The sequence below is a fragment of the Leclercia sp. AS011 genome (assembly GCF_037152535.1).
Lineage (GTDB): Bacteria > Pseudomonadota > Gammaproteobacteria > Enterobacterales > Enterobacteriaceae > Enterobacter.
The window spans coordinates 1793349-1811886 of the sequence record NZ_JBBCMA010000001.1 but is presented as its reverse complement, the minus strand read 5'-3'; the positions used below and the strand labels follow the sequence as shown (position 1 = coordinate 1811886).

Sequence of the window (18538 nt, the reverse complement as noted above, 5' to 3'; positions counted from 1 at the left end):
CGCTACCTCACCGGCCAATGTGGGCGATGGTGGCAATCTCCACCAGCGCCTCGGGTTTCACCAGCCCGCACTGAATGCAGAAGCGGGCCGGTTTATCGCCAGGGAAAAATTCGGCGTAGATCTCGTTAATCGCGGCGTAGTTTTTCCAGTCGGTAATAAAGATGCTGTTGAAGGTCACGTCCGCCATCGTCCCGCCCGCCGTTTCGATAACGCGCTGGATAGTCTGTAGCACGTGGCGGGTTTGCGCCTTTGGGTCATCGGGAAACACCACGTTATTCTGGGCGTCAAACGGCAGGGTGCCCGAGACGTAGACCACCCCGTCCGCGAGGGTGCCGGGAACGAAGGGGGCAATCGGGGTGCTGGTGCCCGGTGGAATAATCACAGATTTCGGCATTGTTAAACTCCTCAGGCGATACGGGCACAGGCGGCGGGAGAGAGGGCGTCGCAGAAGGTGGCGACATCACTGACCCAGCCAAAAAAGGTTTCGATATTGAACAGCGCGGCCTGCTGGGCAAACGCCGGCCCGGCCTGATGGGTGGCGTCTTCCAGCACCACGCCGAAGTATTCGAGGAAAAAGCCGTCGCGCAGGGTCGATTCCACGCAGACGTTGGTGGCGATGCCGGTAAAGATCAGGTGGCGGATCCCGCGGCTGCGCAAAATGCTGTCCAGCGGGGTATTAAAGAAGCCGCTGTAGCGCGGTTTCGGCAGCACGATATCGCCCGGCTCCGGCACCAGCTCGTTCACCAGTTGGTAATCCCAGCCGCCTTTCGCCAGTAGCTTGCCCTGCAGCTCCGGGCGCTGGCGCATGGTTTTCAGCGCATTGGATTTGTGAAAGTTGGGCGAGCCGGGGCCGCCCGCCTCCACGTACTGTTCATCCCAGCCGTTCTGGAACCAGATTATCTGGATCCCGGCGGTGCGCGCGGCGGCCACCGCGGTGCGGATATTGTCGATTACTGGCCGGGTGGCGGAGACGTCGAACCCGGCGAGGTCGAGATAGCCCCCCCGGCTGGCGTAGGCGTTCTGCATATCCACCACGATCAGCGCGCTGTGCTGCGGATCAAAGGTGATGGCTTCCGGGCGTGCGGGTAATGTCGTCATTACGCCACCTCCTTCGTTAACGCAGGAAGATGAGCGCGGCACGTCATCAGCGGCTGGATGCGCTCGCCGAAGTTTTCAATCCCGGCAATAAAGTCATCAAAGGTCAGGAGGACCCCCTCGGCACCCGGCACGCTGGCAACCTCATCGAGCATCCGCGCCACGCTGGCATACGAGCCCACCAGAGTGCCCATATTGATGTTGACCGCCGAGGTCGGGTCGGCCATCTGCCGCACGTTGGTGTCAGATCCGGAGCGGGTGTCCTTCTGGCTCTGCTCGCTGAGCCAGCTCAGAGCCTCGGCGTCGGCCCCGGCTTTGTAGTGCTCCCACTTCGCCCGCGCCGCCTCGTCGGTTTCATCGGCAATCACCATAAACAGCACGTAGGAGCCCACATCGCGCCCGGTTTTCTCCGCCGCCTCTTTCATGCGCGCCGCCGTGGGTGCAAAGGCTGCCGGAGTGTTGACCCCTTTGCCGAAGCAGAAGTTGAAATCGGCGTATTTCGCCGAGAACTCCATCCCGGCGTCGCTCTGCCCGGCGCAGATCACCTTCATTGGCACCGACGGCTGCGGGCTGACCCGGCAGTCGTTCATGGTGAAAAACTCGCCTTTGAAGTCGCTCTTGCCGGTGCCCCACAGATCCCGCAGGACCTGCACATATTCGGTGAGATAGTCGTAGCGCTTCGAGAAGTACTCATCCCCCGGCCAGAGGCCCATCTGCTCGTACTCCGGCTTCTGCCAGCCGGTGACGAGGTTCACGCCAAAGCGCCCGCCGGAGATGGTATCGATGGTCGAGGCCATCCGCGCCACAATCGCCGGGGGCAGGGTGAGGGTGGCGGCGGTGGCGTAGATCTGGATCCGGGAGGTGACCGCCGCCAGCCCGGCCATCAGGGTGAAGGACTCCAGGTTGTGATCCCAGAATTCGGTTTTACCGCCGAAGCCGCGCAGCTTGATCATCGACAGGGCAAAATCGAAGTGGTAGTGCTCCGCTTTTTGCACAATCGCCTTGTTCAGCTCGAAGGTCGGCATGTACTGCGGCGCGTGGGTGGAGATCAACCAGCCGTTATTGCCAATAGGAACGAATACGCCAATTTTCATCATCAACCTCTCTTCATCTCGACATGGGGGTGAAAGTCAGACGTGGCGCTGCATCCTGCATCTCCTGTTCAGCCGCGTAAGCCTGTTTTGCAAAGGGAATGCCAGGTTTTAAATTGTTAATGTTATTAGTGTGTTAACGATTGGTTGATGAAATGCAGAGGGTAAAAGTGGACTGTCTGGTCAAAATTGTTGCACACAAAGCAGGCAGTCGTGCGCAGTGGCGGTGCAGATTGTCGTAGTCAGCCAGGGGTTTTTGCTATGCTGGGTGCAGATCAACAAGGAGTGACCCCATGGCGCAAGGCGCAGTGAAAACAACCGGTAAACGTTCGCAGGCGGTAAGCGCGAAAAAACAGGCGATCCTCGCGGCGGCGCTGGAGACTTTCTCGCAGTTTGGCATTCACGGCACGCGGCTGGAGCAGGTGGCTGAGCTGGCGGGGGTGTCAAAAACCAATCTGCTCTATTACTTCCCCTCGAAAGAGGCGCTGTACGTTTCCGTCCTGCAACAGATCCTTGATATCTGGCTGGCACCGCTGAAGGCGTTTCGTGAGGAGCTGACGCCGCTGGTGGCGATCCAGCAGTATATTCGCCTCAAGCTGGAGGTCTCCCGGGACTATCCTCAGGCCTCGCGGCTGTTCTGCCTGGAGATGCTGCAGGGGGCCCCGCTGCTGAAAACGGTGCTGAGCGGGGACATGAAATCGCTGGTGGACGAGAAGTCGGCAATCATTGCCGGGTGGGTGGACACCGGGAAACTGGCCCCGGTGGATCCCCACCATCTGATCTTTATGATTTGGGCCGCCACCCAGCACTACGCCGACTTTTCCGCCCAGGTGGAGGCGGTGACCGGCAAGTCGCTCAAGGATGACGACTTCTTCCACAGCACCGTGGATAACGTGCAGCGGATGATTATCGAAGGGATCCGGGTGCGTTAATGCCCCGGCGGGAGAGGGCAGCTTAAATCGCCCTCTTCGCACTGCATCATCGAGGCCAGCCAGGCTTCCCGTTCATTGGTTTTTTCCGCCAGACACTGGTTGACGATCATCGGCTGAACGGAGCCGCCCTCGGTGCCCGAGCCGATTAAGGCGCAGTCGGCATCGCGCAGGGCGATCCACGCCTGTTGCGCCTTTTTCAGCAGATCGCGCTGGGGGGCGGCGGCGCGCTTCAGCGCCGTCTGATACGTCTGGTTCAGGGTTTTATCCGCCGCCTGGTATTGTTGTGCGGCGCAGGTATTCATTTCAGTCTGTGTGCTGGCGTTAGCGCACTCATCCGCCAGGGCGCTGGCGCTCAGCAGTAACGCGGCACCGGCAATAAACGCTCGTTTCATGTTTCCCTCCGAATAAAAAAGCCGGGTGGCGGCTTCGCCTTACCCGGCCTACAACATCAAAACCGTAGCCCCGGTAAGCGTAGCGCCACCGGGGAGAGATTGCACGCTTAGCCGATGGTCATCAGGCTGGCGTTCCCGCCTGCGGCGGCGGTGTTGACGCTGAGGGAGCGCTCCACGTACAGACGTTCGAGCTGGAGGTTGTCCTCGCCGCGGGCGAAGCCCTGCACCGAGACAATCGCGCCGCTACGGGCCGCCACCTGCTCGCACAGCTCGCGCAGCTGGTCGGAATCACCGTGGTAAATCACCGCGTCAAACGGCTGGCCGATCAGCACATCCGCCTTGGCAAAGCGAATACGTTCGGTCACCGCTTTCGGCAGCTGCTTCGCCAGGTCGCGGTGCAGGCCATCTTCCGGCCACAGCACTTCACACCCGGTGGCCATCGCCGCTGCCAGCTGAACCAGCGCATCCTGCTCGTTATCCGCCACGCACAGCACGCGCTCACGCGGCATTAACGTCCATGTGTTGCGCTCGCCGGTCGGGCCAGGCAGCACGCGCTGGGTACCGGCCTGCGCCAGCTCGCCATACTGCTGGCACAGGGCACGCAGTTCAGGACGTTTTTCCGCCCAGGCCGCCAGAGCTTCCAGCGGCTGGGTCAGCACGGCTTTCACCTGCGTATCCACCGGATACTGTGCATCCTGACGACCCAGGGTCACGCCGAGGGCGTTGGCCGGACGGTTCGCCAGCAGGCGGTACAGGTACATTGGACCACCGGCTTTCGGGCCGGTGCCCGACAGCCCTTCGCCGCCGAACGGCTGCACGCCGACGACCGCGCCAACCATATTGCGGTTCACGTACAGGTTGCCGACCTTCGCGCTGCCGGTCACCTGGGCGATGGTTTCGTCGATACGGGTATGCACGCCCAGCGTCAGGCCGTAGCCGGAGGCGTTGATCTGGTCGATAAGCGCATCGAGGTTGTTACGGTTGTAGCGCACCACGTGCAGTACCGGGCCAAAGACCTCTTTTTTCAGCTCGTCGAAGCTCGCCAGTTCGATCAGGGTAGGGGCCACAAAGGTGCCGCTGGTCCACTCCCGGGCGTCTTCGCTGTTCTCACGCACCGCCTGGAACACCGGACGGCCCTTGGCGCGCATCGCCTGGATGTGGTTCTCGATTTTGGCTTTCGCTTCAGCATCGATCACCGGCCCGATGTCAGTAGTCAGACGGCCCGGGTTGCCCATCCGGCATTCGCCCATCGCACCACGCAGCATCTTCAGGGTGTGGTCCGCGATGTCATCCTGCAGGCAGAGCACGCGCAGGGCGGAGCAGCGCTGTCCGGCGCTGTCGAAGGCCGAGGCCACCACGTCCACCACCACCTGCTCGGTGAGGGCGGAGGAGTCGACGATCATCGCGTTCATCCCGCCGGTTTCGGCGATCAGCGGGGTCGGTCGGCCCTGGGCATCGAGACGGGTAGCGATATTGCGTTGCAGCAGGGAGGCCACTTCGGTGGAGCCGGTGAACATCACCCCGCGCACGCGGTTGTCGGCGGTCAGTTTGGCACCGACGGTCTCGCCGCGGCCCGGCAGCAGCTGCACCACGCCCGCCGGGACGCCGGCTTCCAGCAGGATGTTAATCCCCTGGGCGGCAATCAGCGGGGTTTGTTCGGCCGGTTTCGCCAGCACGCTGTTGCCTGCGGCCAGGGCGGCAGCAATCTGCCCGGTGAAGATCGCCAGCGGGAAGTTCCACGGGCTGATACAGACTACCGGCCCCAGCGGGCGGTGGGTTTCGTTGTCAAAGTCGTCGCGGACCTGACCGGCATAGTAGTGCAGGAAGTCAACGGCCTCGCGCACTTCGGCGATGGCGTTGCTGAAGGTTTTACCCGCCTCGCGCACCAGAATGCCAATCAGCTGCTGCATCTGATCTTCCATCAGCACCGCCGCGCGCTCCAGAATGGCGGCACGCTCCTGCGGCGGAGTGGCGAACCAGATCGGCGCGTTGTTTACCGCGCTGTCGAGGGCCAGATCCACTTCCTGTTCGGTCGCTTCCCGGGCAAAGCCGACGATATCTTTCGGCTCGGCCGGGTTGATCACCGGCTGCATTTCGCCGTTGCTGACCGGCTGCTCGAGGATGGGTTTCGCCTGCCATTTTTGCAGGGCGCTGTTAAGCAGCGACGAGGAGAGCGACGCCAGGCGGTGTTCGTTCGCCAGGTCCAGACCGGAGGAGTTGACGCGCCCGCTGCCGTACAGCTCGCGCGGCAGGGCAATCTTCGGATGCGGCAGGCCCACCTGGCCTTCCTGGGCAGCCATTTTCTCGACGGCCTGCACCGGATCCGCCACCAGCTCGTCCAGCGGCAGGGTGGCGTCGGCGATGCGGTTTACGAAGGAGGTGTTAGCCCCGTTCTCCAGCAGACGACGCACCAGGTAGGCCAGCAGGGTTTCATGGGTGCCGACCGGGGCATAAATACGGCACGGACGGTTCAGTTTGCCGTCCGCCACTTTACCGGTGACCTGCTCGTACAGCGGTTCACCCATGCCGTGCAGGCACTGGAACTCGTACTGGCCCGGGTAGTAGTTCTGACCGGCGAGCTGGTAGATAGCCGCCAGGGTATGGGCGTTGTGGGTGGCGAACTGCGGATAGATCAGGTTCGGCACGCCGAGCAGCTTTTTGGCGCAGGCGAGGTAGGAGACGTCGGTGTAGACCTTGCGGGTGTAGACCGGATAGCCCTCCAGACCGTCCATCTGGGCGCGTTTGATCTCGCTGTCCCAGTACGCGCCTTTCACCAGACGGATCATCAGGCGGCGACGGCTGCGGGTGGCGAGGTCGATCAGGTAATCAATCACAAACGGGCAGCGCTTCTGGTAGGCCTGAATAACAAAGCCAATCCCGTTCCAGCCCGCCAGTTCCGGCTCGAAGCACAGTTTTTCCAGCAGATCGAGGGAGATCTCCAGCCGATCAGCCTCTTCGGCGTCAATGTTGATCCCGATGTCATACTGGCGCGCCAGCAGGGTCAGGGACTTCAGGCGCGGGTAGAGCTCTTCCATCACCCGATCGTACTGGGCGCGGCTATAGCGCGGGTGCAGGGCGGACAGTTTGATAGAGATGCCCGGGCCTTCATAAATGCCGCGACCGTTGGACGCTTTCCCGATGGCGTGGATCGCCTGCTGGTAAGAGACCAGATAGGCCTGCGCGTCGGCGGCGGTCAGCGCCGCTTCGCCCAGCATGTCGTAGGAGTAGCGGAAGCCTTTATCTTCCAGCTTGCGGGCGTTGGCCAGCGCTTCGGCGATGGTTTCACCGGTAACAAACTGCTCGCCCATCAGGCGCATCGCCATGTCCACGCCTTTGCGGATCAGCGGCTCGCCGCTTTTGCCGATAATGCGGTTCAGGGAGCGGGAGAGGCTGGCTTCGTTATGGGTCGAGACCAGACGGCCGGTGAACAGCAGACCCCAGGTGGCGGCGTTAACGAACAGCGACGGGCTGCGGCCAATGTGGGAGTGCCAGTTGCCGTTGCTGATCTTGTCGCGGATCAGCGCGTCGCGGGTGGCTTTGTCCGGGATACGCAGCAGCGCTTCCGCCAGACACATCAGGGCCACGCCCTCCTGCGAGGAGAGGGAGAACTCCTGCAGCAGGCTCTGCACCATCCCGGCACGACCGGTGGCAGTTTTCTGGCTGCGCAGTTTCTCGGCCAACTGATACGCCAGGCTGTGGGCCTGGGAGGCAATGGGCTCCGGCAGGCGGGCCTGTTCCAGCAGCATCGGCACGGCGTCGGTCTCGGCGCGGCGGTAGGCGGCGGTAATAGCCGCGCGGCTCACCGACTGGGGCAGGATCTGCTCGGCAAATTCGAGGAACGGCTGGTGGACCTCTTCTGCGGCCTCGGCGTGCTCGTCGCTCTCATTGGCGGCACCGGCCAGCAGGGCAGGCAGCTCTGGCAGGTCGTCGTTGCTCTCCAGCTTTTCCAGATAGTTAAAGATGGCCTGCTTAATTAACCAGTGCGGCGTGCGGTCGATCCGCGTGGCTGCCGATTTAATCCGTTCGCGGGTCGCGTCATCCAGCTTAACCCCCATGGTGGTCATGCCCATGCCAAAAACTCCTGTGATTCAGTAGCGCTAGTGTAGTTAACGTGAAATATCCACTATGTTGCAACTTTGTGCAACCTCGTTAAATGTGACCCGGTTTGCAAGCTGGAAAATGAATAGATTGTTACGGCAGAGTTAACCGCAAAATAAGTGTGGATTTCCGCTTTCAACCCTGGTTTCATGCGGCGCTTAACACTTTTTAAAGGTGCAACCGCGAAAAACGTGAGCGAGTGCAACCTCCAGGAAACTGCTGTGAAACCGGGGATGAAATTGATGTAAATGCAGTGTTAAATCGTTTGTGTCATGGCAGCGCATACGGCAGGATACGCGCGGCCAACAGAAACACACATCATCACCCCCTCGTTCCGGGGGTGGAATAAAGACAGCCGGGAAGGCTGTCGAACATCTTTGCGGAGTATTTAAATGGCAATTAGCACACCGATGCTGGTGACATTTCTTATCTATATTTTTGGCATGATCCTGATAGGGTTCCTTGCATGGCGTTCTACCAAAAACTTTGACGACTACATCCTCGGCGGGCGTAGCCTCGGGCCGGTAGTGACCGCGCTCTCGGCGGGCGCGTCGGACATGAGCGGCTGGCTGCTGATGGGCCTGCCCGGTGCGATCTTCCTCTCCGGGATTTCCGAAAGCTGGATTGCCATCGGTCTGACCCTTGGCGCATGGGTAAACTGGAAGCTGGTGGCCGGGCGTCTGCGCGTGCACACCGAAGCTAACAACAACGCCCTGACCCTGCCGGACTACTTCACCGGGCGTTTCGAAGACAACAGCCGCATCCTGCGTATTATCTCCGCGCTGGTTATTCTGCTGTTCTTCACCATCTACTGTGCCTCCGGCATCGTGGCCGGGGCGCGTCTGTTCGAAAGCACCTTCGGCATGAGCTATGAAACCGCCCTGTGGGCGGGTGCGGCGGCGACCATCCTCTATACCTTCGTGGGTGGCTTCCTGGCGGTGAGCTGGACCGATACCGTGCAGGCCAGCCTGATGATTTTCGCCCTGATCCTGACCCCGGTGATTGTGATCCTCTCCGTGGGCGGCCTGGGTGATTCCCTGGCGGTGATTCAGCAGAAGAGCATCGAAAACGTCGATATGCTGAAAGGACTTAACTTCGTTGCCATTCTCTCCCTGATGGGCTGGGGGCTGGGTTACTTCGGCCAGCCGCACATCCTGGCGCGCTTTATGGCGGCAGACTCGCACCACACCATCGTTCATGCCCGTCGGATCAGCATGACCTGGATGATCCTCTGCCTGGGCGGTGCCTGTGCGGTGGGCTTCTTCGGTATTGCCTACTTCAACAACAATCCGTCCCTGGCGGGTGCGGTGAACCAGAACGCCGAGCGCGTGTTTATCGAGCTGGCGCAGATCCTCTTCAACCCGTGGATCGCCGGTATTCTGCTCTCTGCAATTCTGGCAGCGGTGATGTCCACCCTGAGCTGCCAGCTGCTGGTCTGCTCCAGCGCTATCACCGAAGATCTGTACAAAGCCTTCCTGCGTAAAAACGCCAGCCAGAAAGAGCTGGTGTGGGTTGGCCGCTTTATGGTGCTGGTGGTGGCGCTGGTCTCCATCGCCCTGGCGGCAAACCCGGAAAACCGCGTGCTGGGTCTGGTGAGCTACGCCTGGGCAGGCTTCGGGGCCGCGTTTGGTCCGGTGGTGCTGTTCTCGGTGCTGTGGTCCCGCATGACCCGCAACGGCGCGCTGGCGGGGATGATTATCGGTGCGGTCACGGTGATCGTCTGGAAACAGTTCGCGTGGCTGGGCCTGTACGAAATCATTCCGGGCTTTATCTTCGGCAGCATCGGGATTGTGGTCTTCAGCCTGCTGGGTAAAGCGCCGTCTGCCGCGATGCAGAAACGCTTTGCTGAAGCGGATGCGCATTACCACACGGCACCGCCGTCGAAGTTACAGGCTGAGTAATTCTTCTCGCTGCACACTCCAGGCCGGGTAAGCGTCAATGCTACCCGGCTTTTTTCTTGCCAAAATCCGTGATTTACGTTCATATCGCTGTGCTAAAAAAATAATGAGGATAGCGAACAATGACAATCAAAACCGGGCTTGTGGCTGGCGCAATTTTACTGCTGGCCGGCTGCAACGCCCCCTCGCACAGCACCGCGGATAACACCTGCAAAGCCGATAATCAGATGCAGCAAACCACCCTCTACTTCGGCCTGAACCGTCCGGCAGGGGAGGCGATCACCGGCCAGGAGTGGCAGCAGTTTGTTGACCAGGAGGTCACCCCGCGTTTTCGCGATGGTTTAACGGTGTTTGATGCGCGTGGGCAGTGGCTGGGGAATGACGGGAAAGTGGCGCGCGAATCGAGCAAGGCGCTGATGTTGATCCACGGAAAAGATGCACAGAGCGAAAGCAATATTGAGGCGCTGCGCGGAGTGTATAAGCAGCGCTTCGCCCAGGAGTCGGTGATGCGCGTTGACCAGCCGGTGTGCGTGCAGTTTTGATTAAATGGGGTGCGGCCTGTGTGCCGGGTGGCGGCTGCGCCTTACCCGGCCTACAAACGGCACCCAATCCGTAGGCCCGTGCAAACGCAAGCGCCGCCGGGCATGACCGCAGAATCAAAAATTACAACACTAATCCCGCAAAGCTCGCCGACAGCAGGCTCACCAGCGTTGCGCCGTACACCAGGCGCAGACCAAACCGCGACACCACGTTGCCCTGATGCTCGTTCAGCCCTTTAATCGCCCCGGCCACAATGCCGATGGAGGCAAAGTTGGCGAAGGAGACCAGGAACACCGACAGGATGCCCAGCCCGCGCGGGGTCATCTGCGCAGCGATTTTTTGCAGCTCGATCATCGCCACAAACTCGTTGGCCACCAGCTTGGTCGCCATAATCCCGCCCGCGTGCAGGGCATCGCTCAGCGGGATCCCCACCAGCCAGGCCAGCGGATAGAAGACGTAGCCCAGAATTTGCTGGAAGCTCAGGCCGAAGACGCTGGAGAAGAGGGCGTTGACCGCACTGATCAGGGCAATAAAGCCAATCAGCATCGCCAGAATTATCATCGCCACCTTGAAGCCTGCCAGAATATATTCGCCCAGCATCTCGAAGAAGCTCTGGGATTCATGCATTTTTTCCAGCTTAATTTCCGGCTCCGCTTCCGGGCGGGTGGGGTTAATCACCGTGAGGATGATAAAGGTGCTGAACATATTCAGGATCAGCGCCGCCACTACATATTTCGCCTCCAGCATGGTCATATAAGCGCCAACAATCGACAGCGACACGGTCGACATGGCAGTCGCCGCCATGGTGAACAGACGACGCGATGACAGATCCCCCAGCACCCCTTTGTAAGCAATGAAGTTTTCTGACTGGCCGAGCGTCAGGGAGCTGATGGCGTTAAAGGATTCGAGCTTGCCCATGCCGTTAACCTTCGACAGCAGGGTGCCGATCACGCGGATAATCACCGGCAGAATACGCCAGTGCTGCAAAATACCGATCAGCGCGGAAATAAAGATAATCGGGCACAGCACGCCGAGGAAAATAAACGCCAGCCCCTTTTCACCCATTCCGCCAAATACAAAGTTGGTCCCTTCGGCGGCATATTTCAGCAATGACTCAAAGAAGCCCGAGACGTACTGAATAACAAACAAGCCGCTTTCGGCGTGGAGGAAAAAGAACGCCAGCGCAATTTCAATCACGATCAATTGAATAACGTAGCGAATGCGGACGTTGCGGCGGTCAAAGCTGACCAGCCAGGCCAGGGCAAGGATAACCACCAGCGCCAGCAGGAAGTGCAGGAATTGATACATAGTTGATTTTCAGCAGATTAATGAGGCGCACATTTAGCCACAGCCTGCTGTAACCGTAAATGAACTTTTACGTCTTAACTTATAAACCTTTTAGTTACCAGAGTGATTATTTTTCCCTTATGGGTTTACATCCTGTCATCAAAATACAGCATATTTCGCTTGTATTTCTTATTGCCGTAATGATAATCACTATCACAAGAATTTACCTTTCTTTGCATCAGTTGACCGCGAAAAACATTTAAGGTGTCGGCATGTTTGTTCCATTTCTCATTATGTTACGTGAAGGGCTTGAAGCGGCTCTGATTGTCAGCCTCATTGCCAGCTATCTGAAACGCACCCAGCGCGGCCGCTGGATTGGCGTGATGTGGATTGGCGTCTTCCTGGCTGCTGCCCTGTGCCTCGGTCTGGGCATCGCGATCAACGAAACCACCGGTGAATTCCCGCAAAAAGAGCAGGAGCTGTTCGAAGGCATCGTGGCGCTGATTGCGGTGGTGATCCTTACCTGGATGGTGTTCTGGATGCGTAAAGTGTCGCGTAACGTCAAGGTTCAGCTGGAGCAGGCGGTGGACAGCGCCCTGGCGAAGGGCAATCACCACGGCTGGGCGCTGATCATGATGGTCTTTTTCGCCGTGGCGCGTGAAGGGCTGGAGTCGGTCTTCTTCCTGCTGGCCGCGTTCCAGCAGGATGTCGGCATCTGGCCGCCGCTGGGTGCGATGCTGGGTCTCGCCACCGCGGTGGTACTCGGTTTCCTGCTCTACTGGGGCGGGATCCGTCTTAACCTCGGGGTCTTCTTCAAGTGGACCAGCCTGTTCATTCTGCTGGTGGCCGCCGGGCTGGCTGCCGGGGCGATCCGCGCCTTCCATGAGGCGGGCCTGTGGAACCATTTCCAGGACATGGCGTTCGATCTCAGTAACGTTCTGTCGACCCATTCACTGACCGGCACCCTGCTCGAAGGGATCTTCGGCTATCAGGAAGCGCCGAGCGTCAGCGAAGTGGCGGTGTACTTTATCTATCTCATTCCGGCGCTGGCGCTGTTCTTTATGCCATCGCGTCCGGGCACGCAGCCGTCGCATACCGCGCCCTGAAGTGCTAAATGCATACACAAAATCATTCAAGTTGCATCAAGGCGGCAAGACTGAGAATCCCCGGGAGCTTACTCAAGTAAGTGACTGGGGTGAACAGACGAAGCCAACGCAGAGGCAGCTTGAAGGATGACGTGTATAGTTACAACATACTTTCAAAAGGGAACAATTATGGCAATCCACTTTCGTCGCAGTGCGTTACAGGCTGGCGTTGCAGCGCTGATTGCGTCTGCATTTGCTGCACAGGCCGCGGATGTTCCGCAGGTAAAAGTTACCGTCAATGATAAACAGTGTGAGCCGATGACCATCACGGTCAACAGCGGTAAAACCCAGTTCATCATCCAGAACCACAGCCAGAAAGCACTGGAGTGGGAGATCCTCAAAGGGGTGATGGTGGTGGAAGAGCGCGAGAACATCGCCCCGGGCTTCAGCCAGAAGATGACTGCTAACCTGCAGCCGGGTGAATACGACATGACCTGCGGCCTGCTGACCAACCCGAAAGGCAAGCTGATCGTTAAAGGTGCCGCCACCGCCGATGCCGCGAAAGGTGACGCGCTGCTGAGCCTGGGCGATGCCATTACCGCTTACAAAGCCTATGTGACGAAAGAGACTGCTGACCTGGTTGCCGGTACCAAAGCCTTTACCGATGCGGTGAAAGCGGGCGATATCGAAAAAGCCAAATCCCTGTATGCGCCGACCCGTCAGCACTACGAGCGCATCGAGCCGATCGCCGAGCTGTTCTCTGACCTCGATGGCAGCATCGATGCCCGCGAAGATGATTACGAGCAGAAAGCCGCCGATCCAAAATTCACCGGCTTCCACCGTCTGGAGAAAGCGCTGTTTGGCGACAACTCCACTAAGGGGATGGAGCAGTACGCGACGCAGCTGAACAGCGACGTTCTGGAGCTGCAAAAGCGCATCAGCGAGCTGGCCTTCCCGCCGTCAAAAGTGGTGGGTGGCGCGGCAGGGCTGATTGAAGAAGTAGCGGCCAGCAAGATCAGCGGGGAAGAAGACCGCTACAGCCATACCGACCTGTGGGACTTCCAGGCCAACGTCGAAGGCGCGCAGAAGATCGTGGACCTGCTGCGTCCTCAGCTGCAAAAAGATAACAGCGAACTGCTGGCGAAAGTGGATGCCAACTTCAAAAAAGTGAACACCATTCTGGCGAAATACCGCACCCAGGACGGGTTTGAAACTTACGACAAGCTGACCGATGCCGACCGTAACGCCCTGAAAGGGCCGATCACCACTCTGGCAGAAGATCTGGCGCAGCTGCGTGGCGTACTGGGTCTGGACTAAGTTGATGAACAAGCATGACGAGTACGACGTGGCTGAACCGTCACGACGTCGGTTGTTGAAAGGGGTAGGGGCGCTTGGCGGCGCTCTTGCCCTGGCAGGCGGTTGCCCGATGGCGCATGCAGCAAAACCGCAGAGCGCGCCGGGCACGCTCTCCCCGGATGCCCGGATGGAGACTCAGCCGTTCTACGGTACGCATCAGGCGGGGATCTTAACCCCGCAGCAGGCGTCGATGATGCTGGTGGCTTTTGATGTGCTGGCCAGCGACAAAAGCGAGCTGGAACGCTTGTTCCGTCTCCTGACCCAGCGCATTGCCTTTCTGACCACCGGCGGCCCGGCCCCCGATACGCCGAACCCGCGTCTGCCGCCGATGGACTCCGGGATCCTGGGGGCCTTTATCGCCCCGGATAACCTGACCATGACGGTATCGCTCGGGGCCTCGCTGTTTGACGATCGCTTCGGCCTCGCGCCGCAGAAACCGAAATCGTTGCAGAAGATGGTGCGCTTCCCGAATGACTCCCTGGATGCGGCCCTGTGCCACGGTGATGTGCTGATCCAGATCTGCGCCAACACCCAGGACACGGTGATCCACGCCCTGCGGGATCTCATCAAGCACACCCCGGATCTGCTGAGCGTGCGCTGGAAGCGGGAAGGGTTTATCTCTGACCACGCCGCGCGCAGCAAAGGCAAAGAGACGCCGGTGAATCTGCTCGGCTTTAAGGATGGCACCGCCAACCCGAACAGCCAGGATGCGCCCCTGATGGACAGCGTGGTGTGGGTGACAGCGGATCAGGGCGAACCGGCCTGGACGGTGGGGGGCAGCTATCAGGCGGTGCGCATTATCCAGTTCCACGTTGAGTTCTGGGATCGCACGCCGCTGAAAGAGCAGCAGACCATTTTTGGCCGCGACAAGCACAGCGGCGCGCCGCTGGGCATGAAAAACGAGCACGACGTGCCGGATTACGCCAGCGATCCCGATGGCAATGTGATTGCCCTCGACAGCCATATCCGTCTCGCCAACCCGCGTACAAAGGAGACTGAGTCTAACCTGATGATGCGCCGGGGCTACAGCTACTCGCTGGGGGTGACCAATTCCGGGCAGCTGGATATGGGCCTGCTGTTTGTCTGCTTCCAGCACGATCTGGAGCAGGGCTTTTTGACCGTGCAGAAGCGTCTGAACGGTGAAGCGCTGGAGGAGTACATCAAGCCGGTGGGTGGGGGCTATTTCTTTGCTCTGCCGGGCGTGCGTGATAAAAACGGCTGGCTCGCTCAGGGGCTGCTTGAAGCCTGAATCCCGTCCCGCTTACCCCTTAAGCGGGACACATTTTTTACGTCTCTCTATCTCCTTGTTATAATTGTGTAATATTTCGCTAGCAGACTCATTAATGCTGTCAGGCGAATCTTAAAAGTTGCACTCAGGTAAAAATAATGTTGCATTCATGCTAAATCCTGATGTACTTAGAGTAAGAAAGCGGTAAACCTTACAGTGAACATGAATCACTCTGGAGATCGCGAATGGTTGGGTCCTCTACTGGACAAGGCAAACGTAACAACCGCAGCACCCGGCGCGGAGGCTCACACTCCGGCAGCGATCTCTTCACCGAAAAATTCTCCCCCTCCACAGCAAATCCTGATTTTTCCGACCTGACGAATGGTGAGCATAGCGATTCGGCCGGGTCATTTAACCAAGTAAGCTATGGCTTAGAAGGAAGCCAACCCTCAGATGTTTGTTCGCCTAATCGTACCGATGCCGGTACGAGTGATGAATACCAACAACTCAAGGTGCTATCCATGGGAAGACAAAAAGCAGTGATCAAAGCTCGTCGTGAAGCAAAACGTGTGCTGAGACGGGATTCACGTAGCCATAAACAGCGTGAAGAAGAGTCGGTCACCTCGCTTGTGCAGATGAGTGGTGTTGAAGCAATTGGCATGGCACGGGACAGCCGGGATATGACGCCAGTTGTTGCACGCAATGACGCTCAGGCGCAGTACCTGAATGCTATTGAGAATAAGTCGCTGATTTTCGCCACCGGGGAAGCCGGGTGCGGGAAAACCTGGATAAGTGCAGCCAAAGCGGCAGAGGCTCTGATTCATAAAGACGTCGACAAGATTATTGTCACTCGCCCGGTCTTGCAGGCCGATGAAGATCTCGGCTTCTTGCCTGGTGATATTTCGGAGAAATTTGCGCCATACTTCCGGCCCGTTTATGACGTGCTGGTCAAGCGTCTGGGCGCATCTTTTATGCAGTACTGCCTGCGGCCGGAAATCGGCAAGGTAGAAATTGCGCCGTTCGCCTATATGCGCGGACGTACATTTGAAAATGCGGTTGTGATTCTCGACGAGGCTCAGAACGTAACTGCTGCGCAAATGAAGATGTTTTTAACGCGCCTCGGGGAAAACGTAACGGTGATCGTCAACGGGGATATCACCCAGTGCGACCTGCCATCCGGCGTCAAATCGGGTCTGAGCGATGCGCTGGCACGTTTCGTTGAGGATGAGATGGTAGGGATAGTGCAGTTCACTAAAGATGACTGCGTGCGCTCGGCCCTGTGCCAGCGAACACTGAACGCCTACTATTGAGTCTGTTGATGTGTGCAGAGCCCGGGAAACCGGGCTTTGTTGTTTTTACTGTAGCGGATGGATTTTGTAGGTCGGGTAAGCGTGAGCGCCACCCGACGTTTCAGGCCGCACGGCGCTTCATTTGGCACCGGGAGAATATAAAAGAAAAGAGCCCGTACTTTCGTACGAGCCCTCATCTCGAATATGGCGGTGAGGGAGGGATGGACTCGCTGCGCTCGCCCTTCGGGCAGCCCACTCACTGCGTTCGCGGTCTGTCCAACTGGCTGTCGCCAGTTGTCGAACCCTCGGTCGAGGGGTCTCATCCCTCCCGCAGCCGTGCAATATGCGAAAAAAAAGCCCGCATTTTCATGCGAGCTCTTCTTTAAATATGGCGGTGAGGGAGGGATTCGAACCCTCGATACGTTGCCGTATACACACTTTCCAGGCGTGCTCCTTCAGCCACTCGGACACCTCACCATATTGTTTTGCTGCCTTTCCTCTCGGGGGCAACGGGGCGCTACTATAGGGAGTCAGGCTAAAACGGTCAAGCAGATTTTCTGCTTTACTGCGCGTTCGGTTAAGCAATAAGCAGCTCCACGGTTTTCAGGCCGTGGAGCTAACCATTAACGCTGTGAATCGAGCGCTTCGCTGTTCTTCACCACTTCTTGCGCCTTGCCGTAGCTTTCGATCAGCAACTGGTACGCCGGGAAGATGTGCGTGTAGACTTCCGCCCACTGCGCCGCATCTTCACGGTTCCAGGTGCGCTGGATCTCCGAGGCCACCGCCGCGGTATCCATCGGCACAACGCCCGCCTGCACCACACGCGCCAGGGTTATCTCCTGCGCCATTTTGCTGTAGGTCCCCGAAGCGTCGATCACCGCAAACACTTTGTACCCGTCCGCTACCGCGCTGATTGACGGGAATGCCATACAGACGCTGGTAATGGTCCCGGCGATAATCAGCGTCCTGCGACCGGTCGCCTTCACCGCGGCCACGAATTCCGGGTTATCCCAGGCGTTGATCTCGCCTTTACGCGCCACGTACTGCGCATGCGGGGCATTAGCGTGGATCTCCGGGATCAGCGGCCCGTTTGGCCCTTGCGGCACCGAGGCGGTGGTGATCACCGGGATATTCGCCAGAGTAGCGATTTTCGCCAGCGCCGCAGCGCGGGCGCGCAGCTCCGGCATTGGCATGTCACCGACGGTCTGGAACAGGCCGCTCTGGTGGTCGATCAGCAGCATCACCGCATCATTCACATCAATAACCGGACGAGCACCGTTAAAGTTAGCTGGGGTAGACATGATTCTCTCCTTTATTAGGTTCAGATCTGGCCGAAGCGGCCGGAGTTGAAATCGCTAATAGCCTCTGCGATTTCGGTTTTACTGTTCATCACAAACGGACCGTAGCCGACGATGGGTTCGTTCAGCGGCTCTCCGGCCATCACCAGCACTTTGGCGTCGTCGCTGGCTTCGAGATGCAGCTTCTCGCCTTCCTGACTCAGGACAACAAGCTGCGCTTCACCCGCCTGGGCGGAACCGTTTACCGTCACGTGGCCTTCCAGCACCACCAGCGCCGTGCTCCAGCCCGCAGGCTGAGCGAGCGTCAGATGGCTGCCCTGACGCAGGGTGATGTCCCAGACGTTCAGCGGGGAGTAAGTGTGCGCCGGACCGGTGGCATCGCCGTAGCGTCCGGCGATAACCCGCAGCTCGCCGCTGTTGTCGGGCAGGGCAACCACCGGGATTTGATTTTTGGTGATGCTCTGGTAGCCCGGCGTCGCCATCTTGTCTTTCGCCGGCAGGTTGACCCACAGCTGGATCATTTTTAGCTCACCCCCTTGCTGCGCAAAGGCGCTGGAGTGGAACTCCTCATGCAGAATGCCGGACCCGGCCGTCATCCACTGCACGTCACCTGGGCCAATCACGCCGCCTTTGCCTGTTGAGTCGCGGTGCTCCACTTCGCCGGAATAGACGATAGTGACCGTCTCAAAACCGCGATGGGGATGCTCACCCACGCCGCGTTTGGCTCCATCTGCCGGGAAGCTGTGCGGCCCGGCGTAGTCCAGCAGTAAAAATGGGCTCAGCGACTCGCCGTGGGTCTGGTAAGAAAACATCGAACGCACCGGGAAACCGTCGCCAACCCAGTGCTGGCGGGGTGCGGTATAAATGCCTGTTACGTTTTTCATCGTCTTCTCCTGATGTTCGGTTGATGTAATTAGCTTATATTCCGGTTTAATATCCCGGTAGATGG

At 58.9% G+C, this 18538-nt stretch carries 15 protein-coding genes, 1 tRNA gene and 1 other RNA gene; 7 read left to right on the top strand and 10 right to left on the bottom strand.

Annotated elements, in window-relative coordinates; translation table 11 throughout:
- Window positions 1-7 precede the first annotated feature (7 nt).
- The 3 genes from rutC to rutA are packed head-to-tail and all read right to left on the bottom strand — an operon-like array spanning window position 8 to window position 2189.
- The gene (gene rutC / locus WFO70_RS08645) at window positions 8-394 is read right to left on the bottom strand and encodes a pyrimidine utilization protein C (protein WP_337015648.1); all 387 of its coding nucleotides are present in this window, start codon (window positions 392-394) and stop codon (window positions 8-10) included.
- Between the two features lie 11 nt (window positions 395-405).
- On the bottom strand, window positions 406-1098 hold the full coding sequence (gene rutB, locus WFO70_RS08640; protein WP_337015647.1) for a pyrimidine utilization protein B: 693 nt from the start codon (window positions 1096-1098) through the stop codon (window positions 406-408).
- Complete coding sequence (gene rutA, locus WFO70_RS08635) at window positions 1098-2189, bottom strand: pyrimidine utilization protein A (protein ID WP_337016649.1); 1092 nt, start codon at window positions 2187-2189, stop codon at window positions 1098-1100. The genes rutB and rutA overlap by 1 nt, the downstream gene beginning before the upstream one ends.
- Before the next feature lie 290 nt (window positions 2190-2479).
- On the opposite strand from rutA, the gene rutR reads away from it, so the two are divergent.
- Window positions 2480-3118 (top strand): HTH-type transcriptional regulator RutR, encoded by a 639-nt coding sequence (gene rutR, locus WFO70_RS08630; protein ID WP_337015646.1) that lies wholly within the window; start codon window positions 2480-2482, stop codon window positions 3116-3118.
- Here rutR and WFO70_RS08625 read toward each other — a convergent pair.
- Window positions 3115-3510 (bottom strand): lysozyme inhibitor LprI family protein, encoded by a 396-nt coding sequence (locus tag WFO70_RS08625; protein ID WP_337015644.1) that lies wholly within the window; start codon window positions 3508-3510, stop codon window positions 3115-3117. The genes rutR and WFO70_RS08625 overlap by 4 nt on opposite strands.
- 107 nt (window positions 3511-3617) lie before the next feature.
- Window positions 3618-7580 (bottom strand): trifunctional transcriptional regulator/proline dehydrogenase/L-glutamate gamma-semialdehyde dehydrogenase, encoded by a 3963-nt coding sequence (gene putA, locus WFO70_RS08620; RefSeq protein ID WP_337015643.1) that lies wholly within the window; start codon window positions 7578-7580, stop codon window positions 3618-3620.
- Window positions 7581-8000: 420 nt separating this feature from the next.
- On the opposite strand from putA, the gene putP reads away from it, so the two are divergent.
- Both putP and WFO70_RS08610 read left to right on the top strand, forming a co-directional pair.
- Window positions 8001-9509, top strand: coding sequence for a sodium/proline symporter PutP (putP, locus tag WFO70_RS08615; protein ID WP_337015642.1), 1509 nt, complete (start codon window positions 8001-8003; stop codon window positions 9507-9509).
- A gap of 119 nt (window positions 9510-9628) precedes the next feature.
- Complete coding sequence (locus WFO70_RS08610) at window positions 9629-10048, top strand: DUF3574 domain-containing protein (RefSeq protein WP_337015640.1); 420 nt, start codon at window positions 9629-9631, stop codon at window positions 10046-10048.
- Window positions 10049-10169: 121 nt separating this feature from the next.
- Here the strand turns inward: WFO70_RS08610 and WFO70_RS08605 are convergent, their stop codons facing one another.
- Window positions 10170-11354: a NupC/NupG family nucleoside CNT transporter gene (locus WFO70_RS08605; protein ID WP_337015639.1), complete on the bottom strand. Its 1185-nt coding sequence runs from the start codon at window positions 11352-11354 to the stop codon at window positions 10170-10172.
- A 251-nt stretch (window positions 11355-11605) separates the two neighbouring features.
- On the opposite strand from WFO70_RS08605, the gene efeU reads away from it, so the two are divergent.
- From efeU to phoH, 4 genes are all read left to right on the top strand, one after another.
- A complete protein-coding gene (efeU, locus tag WFO70_RS08600; protein WP_337015638.1) occupies window positions 11606-12439 on the top strand; it encodes an iron uptake transporter permease EfeU in 834 nt (277 codons plus the stop codon).
- A 168-nt stretch (window positions 12440-12607) separates the two neighbouring features.
- The gene (gene efeO / locus WFO70_RS08595) at window positions 12608-13735 is read left to right on the top strand and encodes an iron uptake system protein EfeO (RefSeq protein WP_337015637.1); all 1128 of its coding nucleotides are present in this window, start codon (window positions 12608-12610) and stop codon (window positions 13733-13735) included.
- Between the two features lie 4 nt (window positions 13736-13739).
- Window positions 13740-15023 carry an iron uptake transporter deferrochelatase/peroxidase subunit gene (gene efeB, locus WFO70_RS08590; RefSeq protein WP_337015636.1) on the top strand — a complete coding sequence of 428 codons (1284 nt, stop codon included), beginning with the start codon at window positions 13740-13742 and terminating at the stop codon, window positions 15021-15023.
- Between the two features lie 500 nt (window positions 15024-15523).
- The gene (phoH, locus tag WFO70_RS08585; protein ID WP_337016648.1) at window positions 15524-16312 is read left to right on the top strand and encodes a phosphate starvation-inducible protein PhoH; all 789 of its coding nucleotides are present in this window, start codon (window positions 15524-15526) and stop codon (window positions 16310-16312) included.
- A 184-nt stretch (window positions 16313-16496) separates the two neighbouring features.
- Here the strand turns inward: phoH and WFO70_RS08580 are convergent.
- From WFO70_RS08580 to WFO70_RS08565, 4 genes are all read right to left on the bottom strand, one after another.
- A non-coding RNA gene (locus WFO70_RS08580) (RtT sRNA) lies at window positions 16497-16635 on the bottom strand.
- Between the two features lie 45 nt (window positions 16636-16680).
- Window positions 16681-16768: transfer RNA gene (locus tag WFO70_RS08575), tRNA-Ser, on the bottom strand.
- Window positions 16769-16914: 146 nt separating this feature from the next.
- Window positions 16915-17592 carry an isochorismatase family protein gene (locus WFO70_RS08570; RefSeq protein WP_337015635.1) on the bottom strand — a complete coding sequence of 226 codons (678 nt, stop codon included), beginning with the start codon at window positions 17590-17592 and terminating at the stop codon, window positions 16915-16917.
- Window positions 17593-17612: 20 nt separating this feature from the next.
- Window positions 17613-18473 carry a pirin family protein gene (locus WFO70_RS08565; protein ID WP_337015634.1) on the bottom strand — a complete coding sequence of 287 codons (861 nt, stop codon included), beginning with the start codon at window positions 18471-18473 and terminating at the stop codon, window positions 17613-17615.
- Window positions 18474-18538 lie beyond the last annotated feature (65 nt).

Excerpts from the sequence above, each read along its gene's own strand:
- rutC (WP_337015648.1), bottom strand. The coding sequence starts at position 394 with ATGCCGAAATCTGTGATTATTCCACCGGGCACCAGCACCCCGATTGCC.
- rutB (WP_337015647.1), bottom strand. The coding sequence starts at position 1,098 with ATGACGACATTACCCGCACGCCCGGAAGCCATCACCTTTGATCCGCAG.
- rutA (WP_337016649.1), bottom strand. The coding sequence starts at position 2,189 with ATGAAAATTGGCGTATTCGTTCCTATTGGCAATAACGGCTGGTTGATC.
- rutR (WP_337015646.1), top strand. The coding sequence starts at position 2,480 with ATGGCGCAAGGCGCAGTGAAAACAACCGGTAAACGTTCGCAGGCGGTA.
- WFO70_RS08625 (WP_337015644.1), bottom strand. The coding sequence starts at position 3,510 with ATGAAACGAGCGTTTATTGCCGGTGCCGCGTTACTGCTGAGCGCCAGC.
- putA (WP_337015643.1), bottom strand. The coding sequence starts at position 7,580 with ATGGGCATGACCACCATGGGGGTTAAGCTGGATGACGCGACCCGCGAA.
- putP (WP_337015642.1), top strand. The coding sequence starts at position 8,001 with ATGGCAATTAGCACACCGATGCTGGTGACATTTCTTATCTATATTTTT.
- WFO70_RS08610 (WP_337015640.1), top strand. The coding sequence starts at position 9,629 with ATGACAATCAAAACCGGGCTTGTGGCTGGCGCAATTTTACTGCTGGCC.
- WFO70_RS08605 (WP_337015639.1), bottom strand. The coding sequence starts at position 11,354 with ATGTATCAATTCCTGCACTTCCTGCTGGCGCTGGTGGTTATCCTTGCC.
- efeU (WP_337015638.1), top strand. The coding sequence starts at position 11,606 with ATGTTTGTTCCATTTCTCATTATGTTACGTGAAGGGCTTGAAGCGGCT.
- efeO (WP_337015637.1), top strand. The coding sequence starts at position 12,608 with ATGGCAATCCACTTTCGTCGCAGTGCGTTACAGGCTGGCGTTGCAGCG.
- efeB (WP_337015636.1), top strand. The coding sequence starts at position 13,740 with ATGAACAAGCATGACGAGTACGACGTGGCTGAACCGTCACGACGTCGG.
- phoH (WP_337016648.1), top strand. The coding sequence starts at position 15,524 with ATGGGAAGACAAAAAGCAGTGATCAAAGCTCGTCGTGAAGCAAAACGT.
- WFO70_RS08570 (WP_337015635.1), bottom strand. The coding sequence starts at position 17,592 with ATGTCTACCCCAGCTAACTTTAACGGTGCTCGTCCGGTTATTGATGTG.
- WFO70_RS08565 (WP_337015634.1), bottom strand. The coding sequence starts at position 18,473 with ATGAAAAACGTAACAGGCATTTATACCGCACCCCGCCAGCACTGGGTT.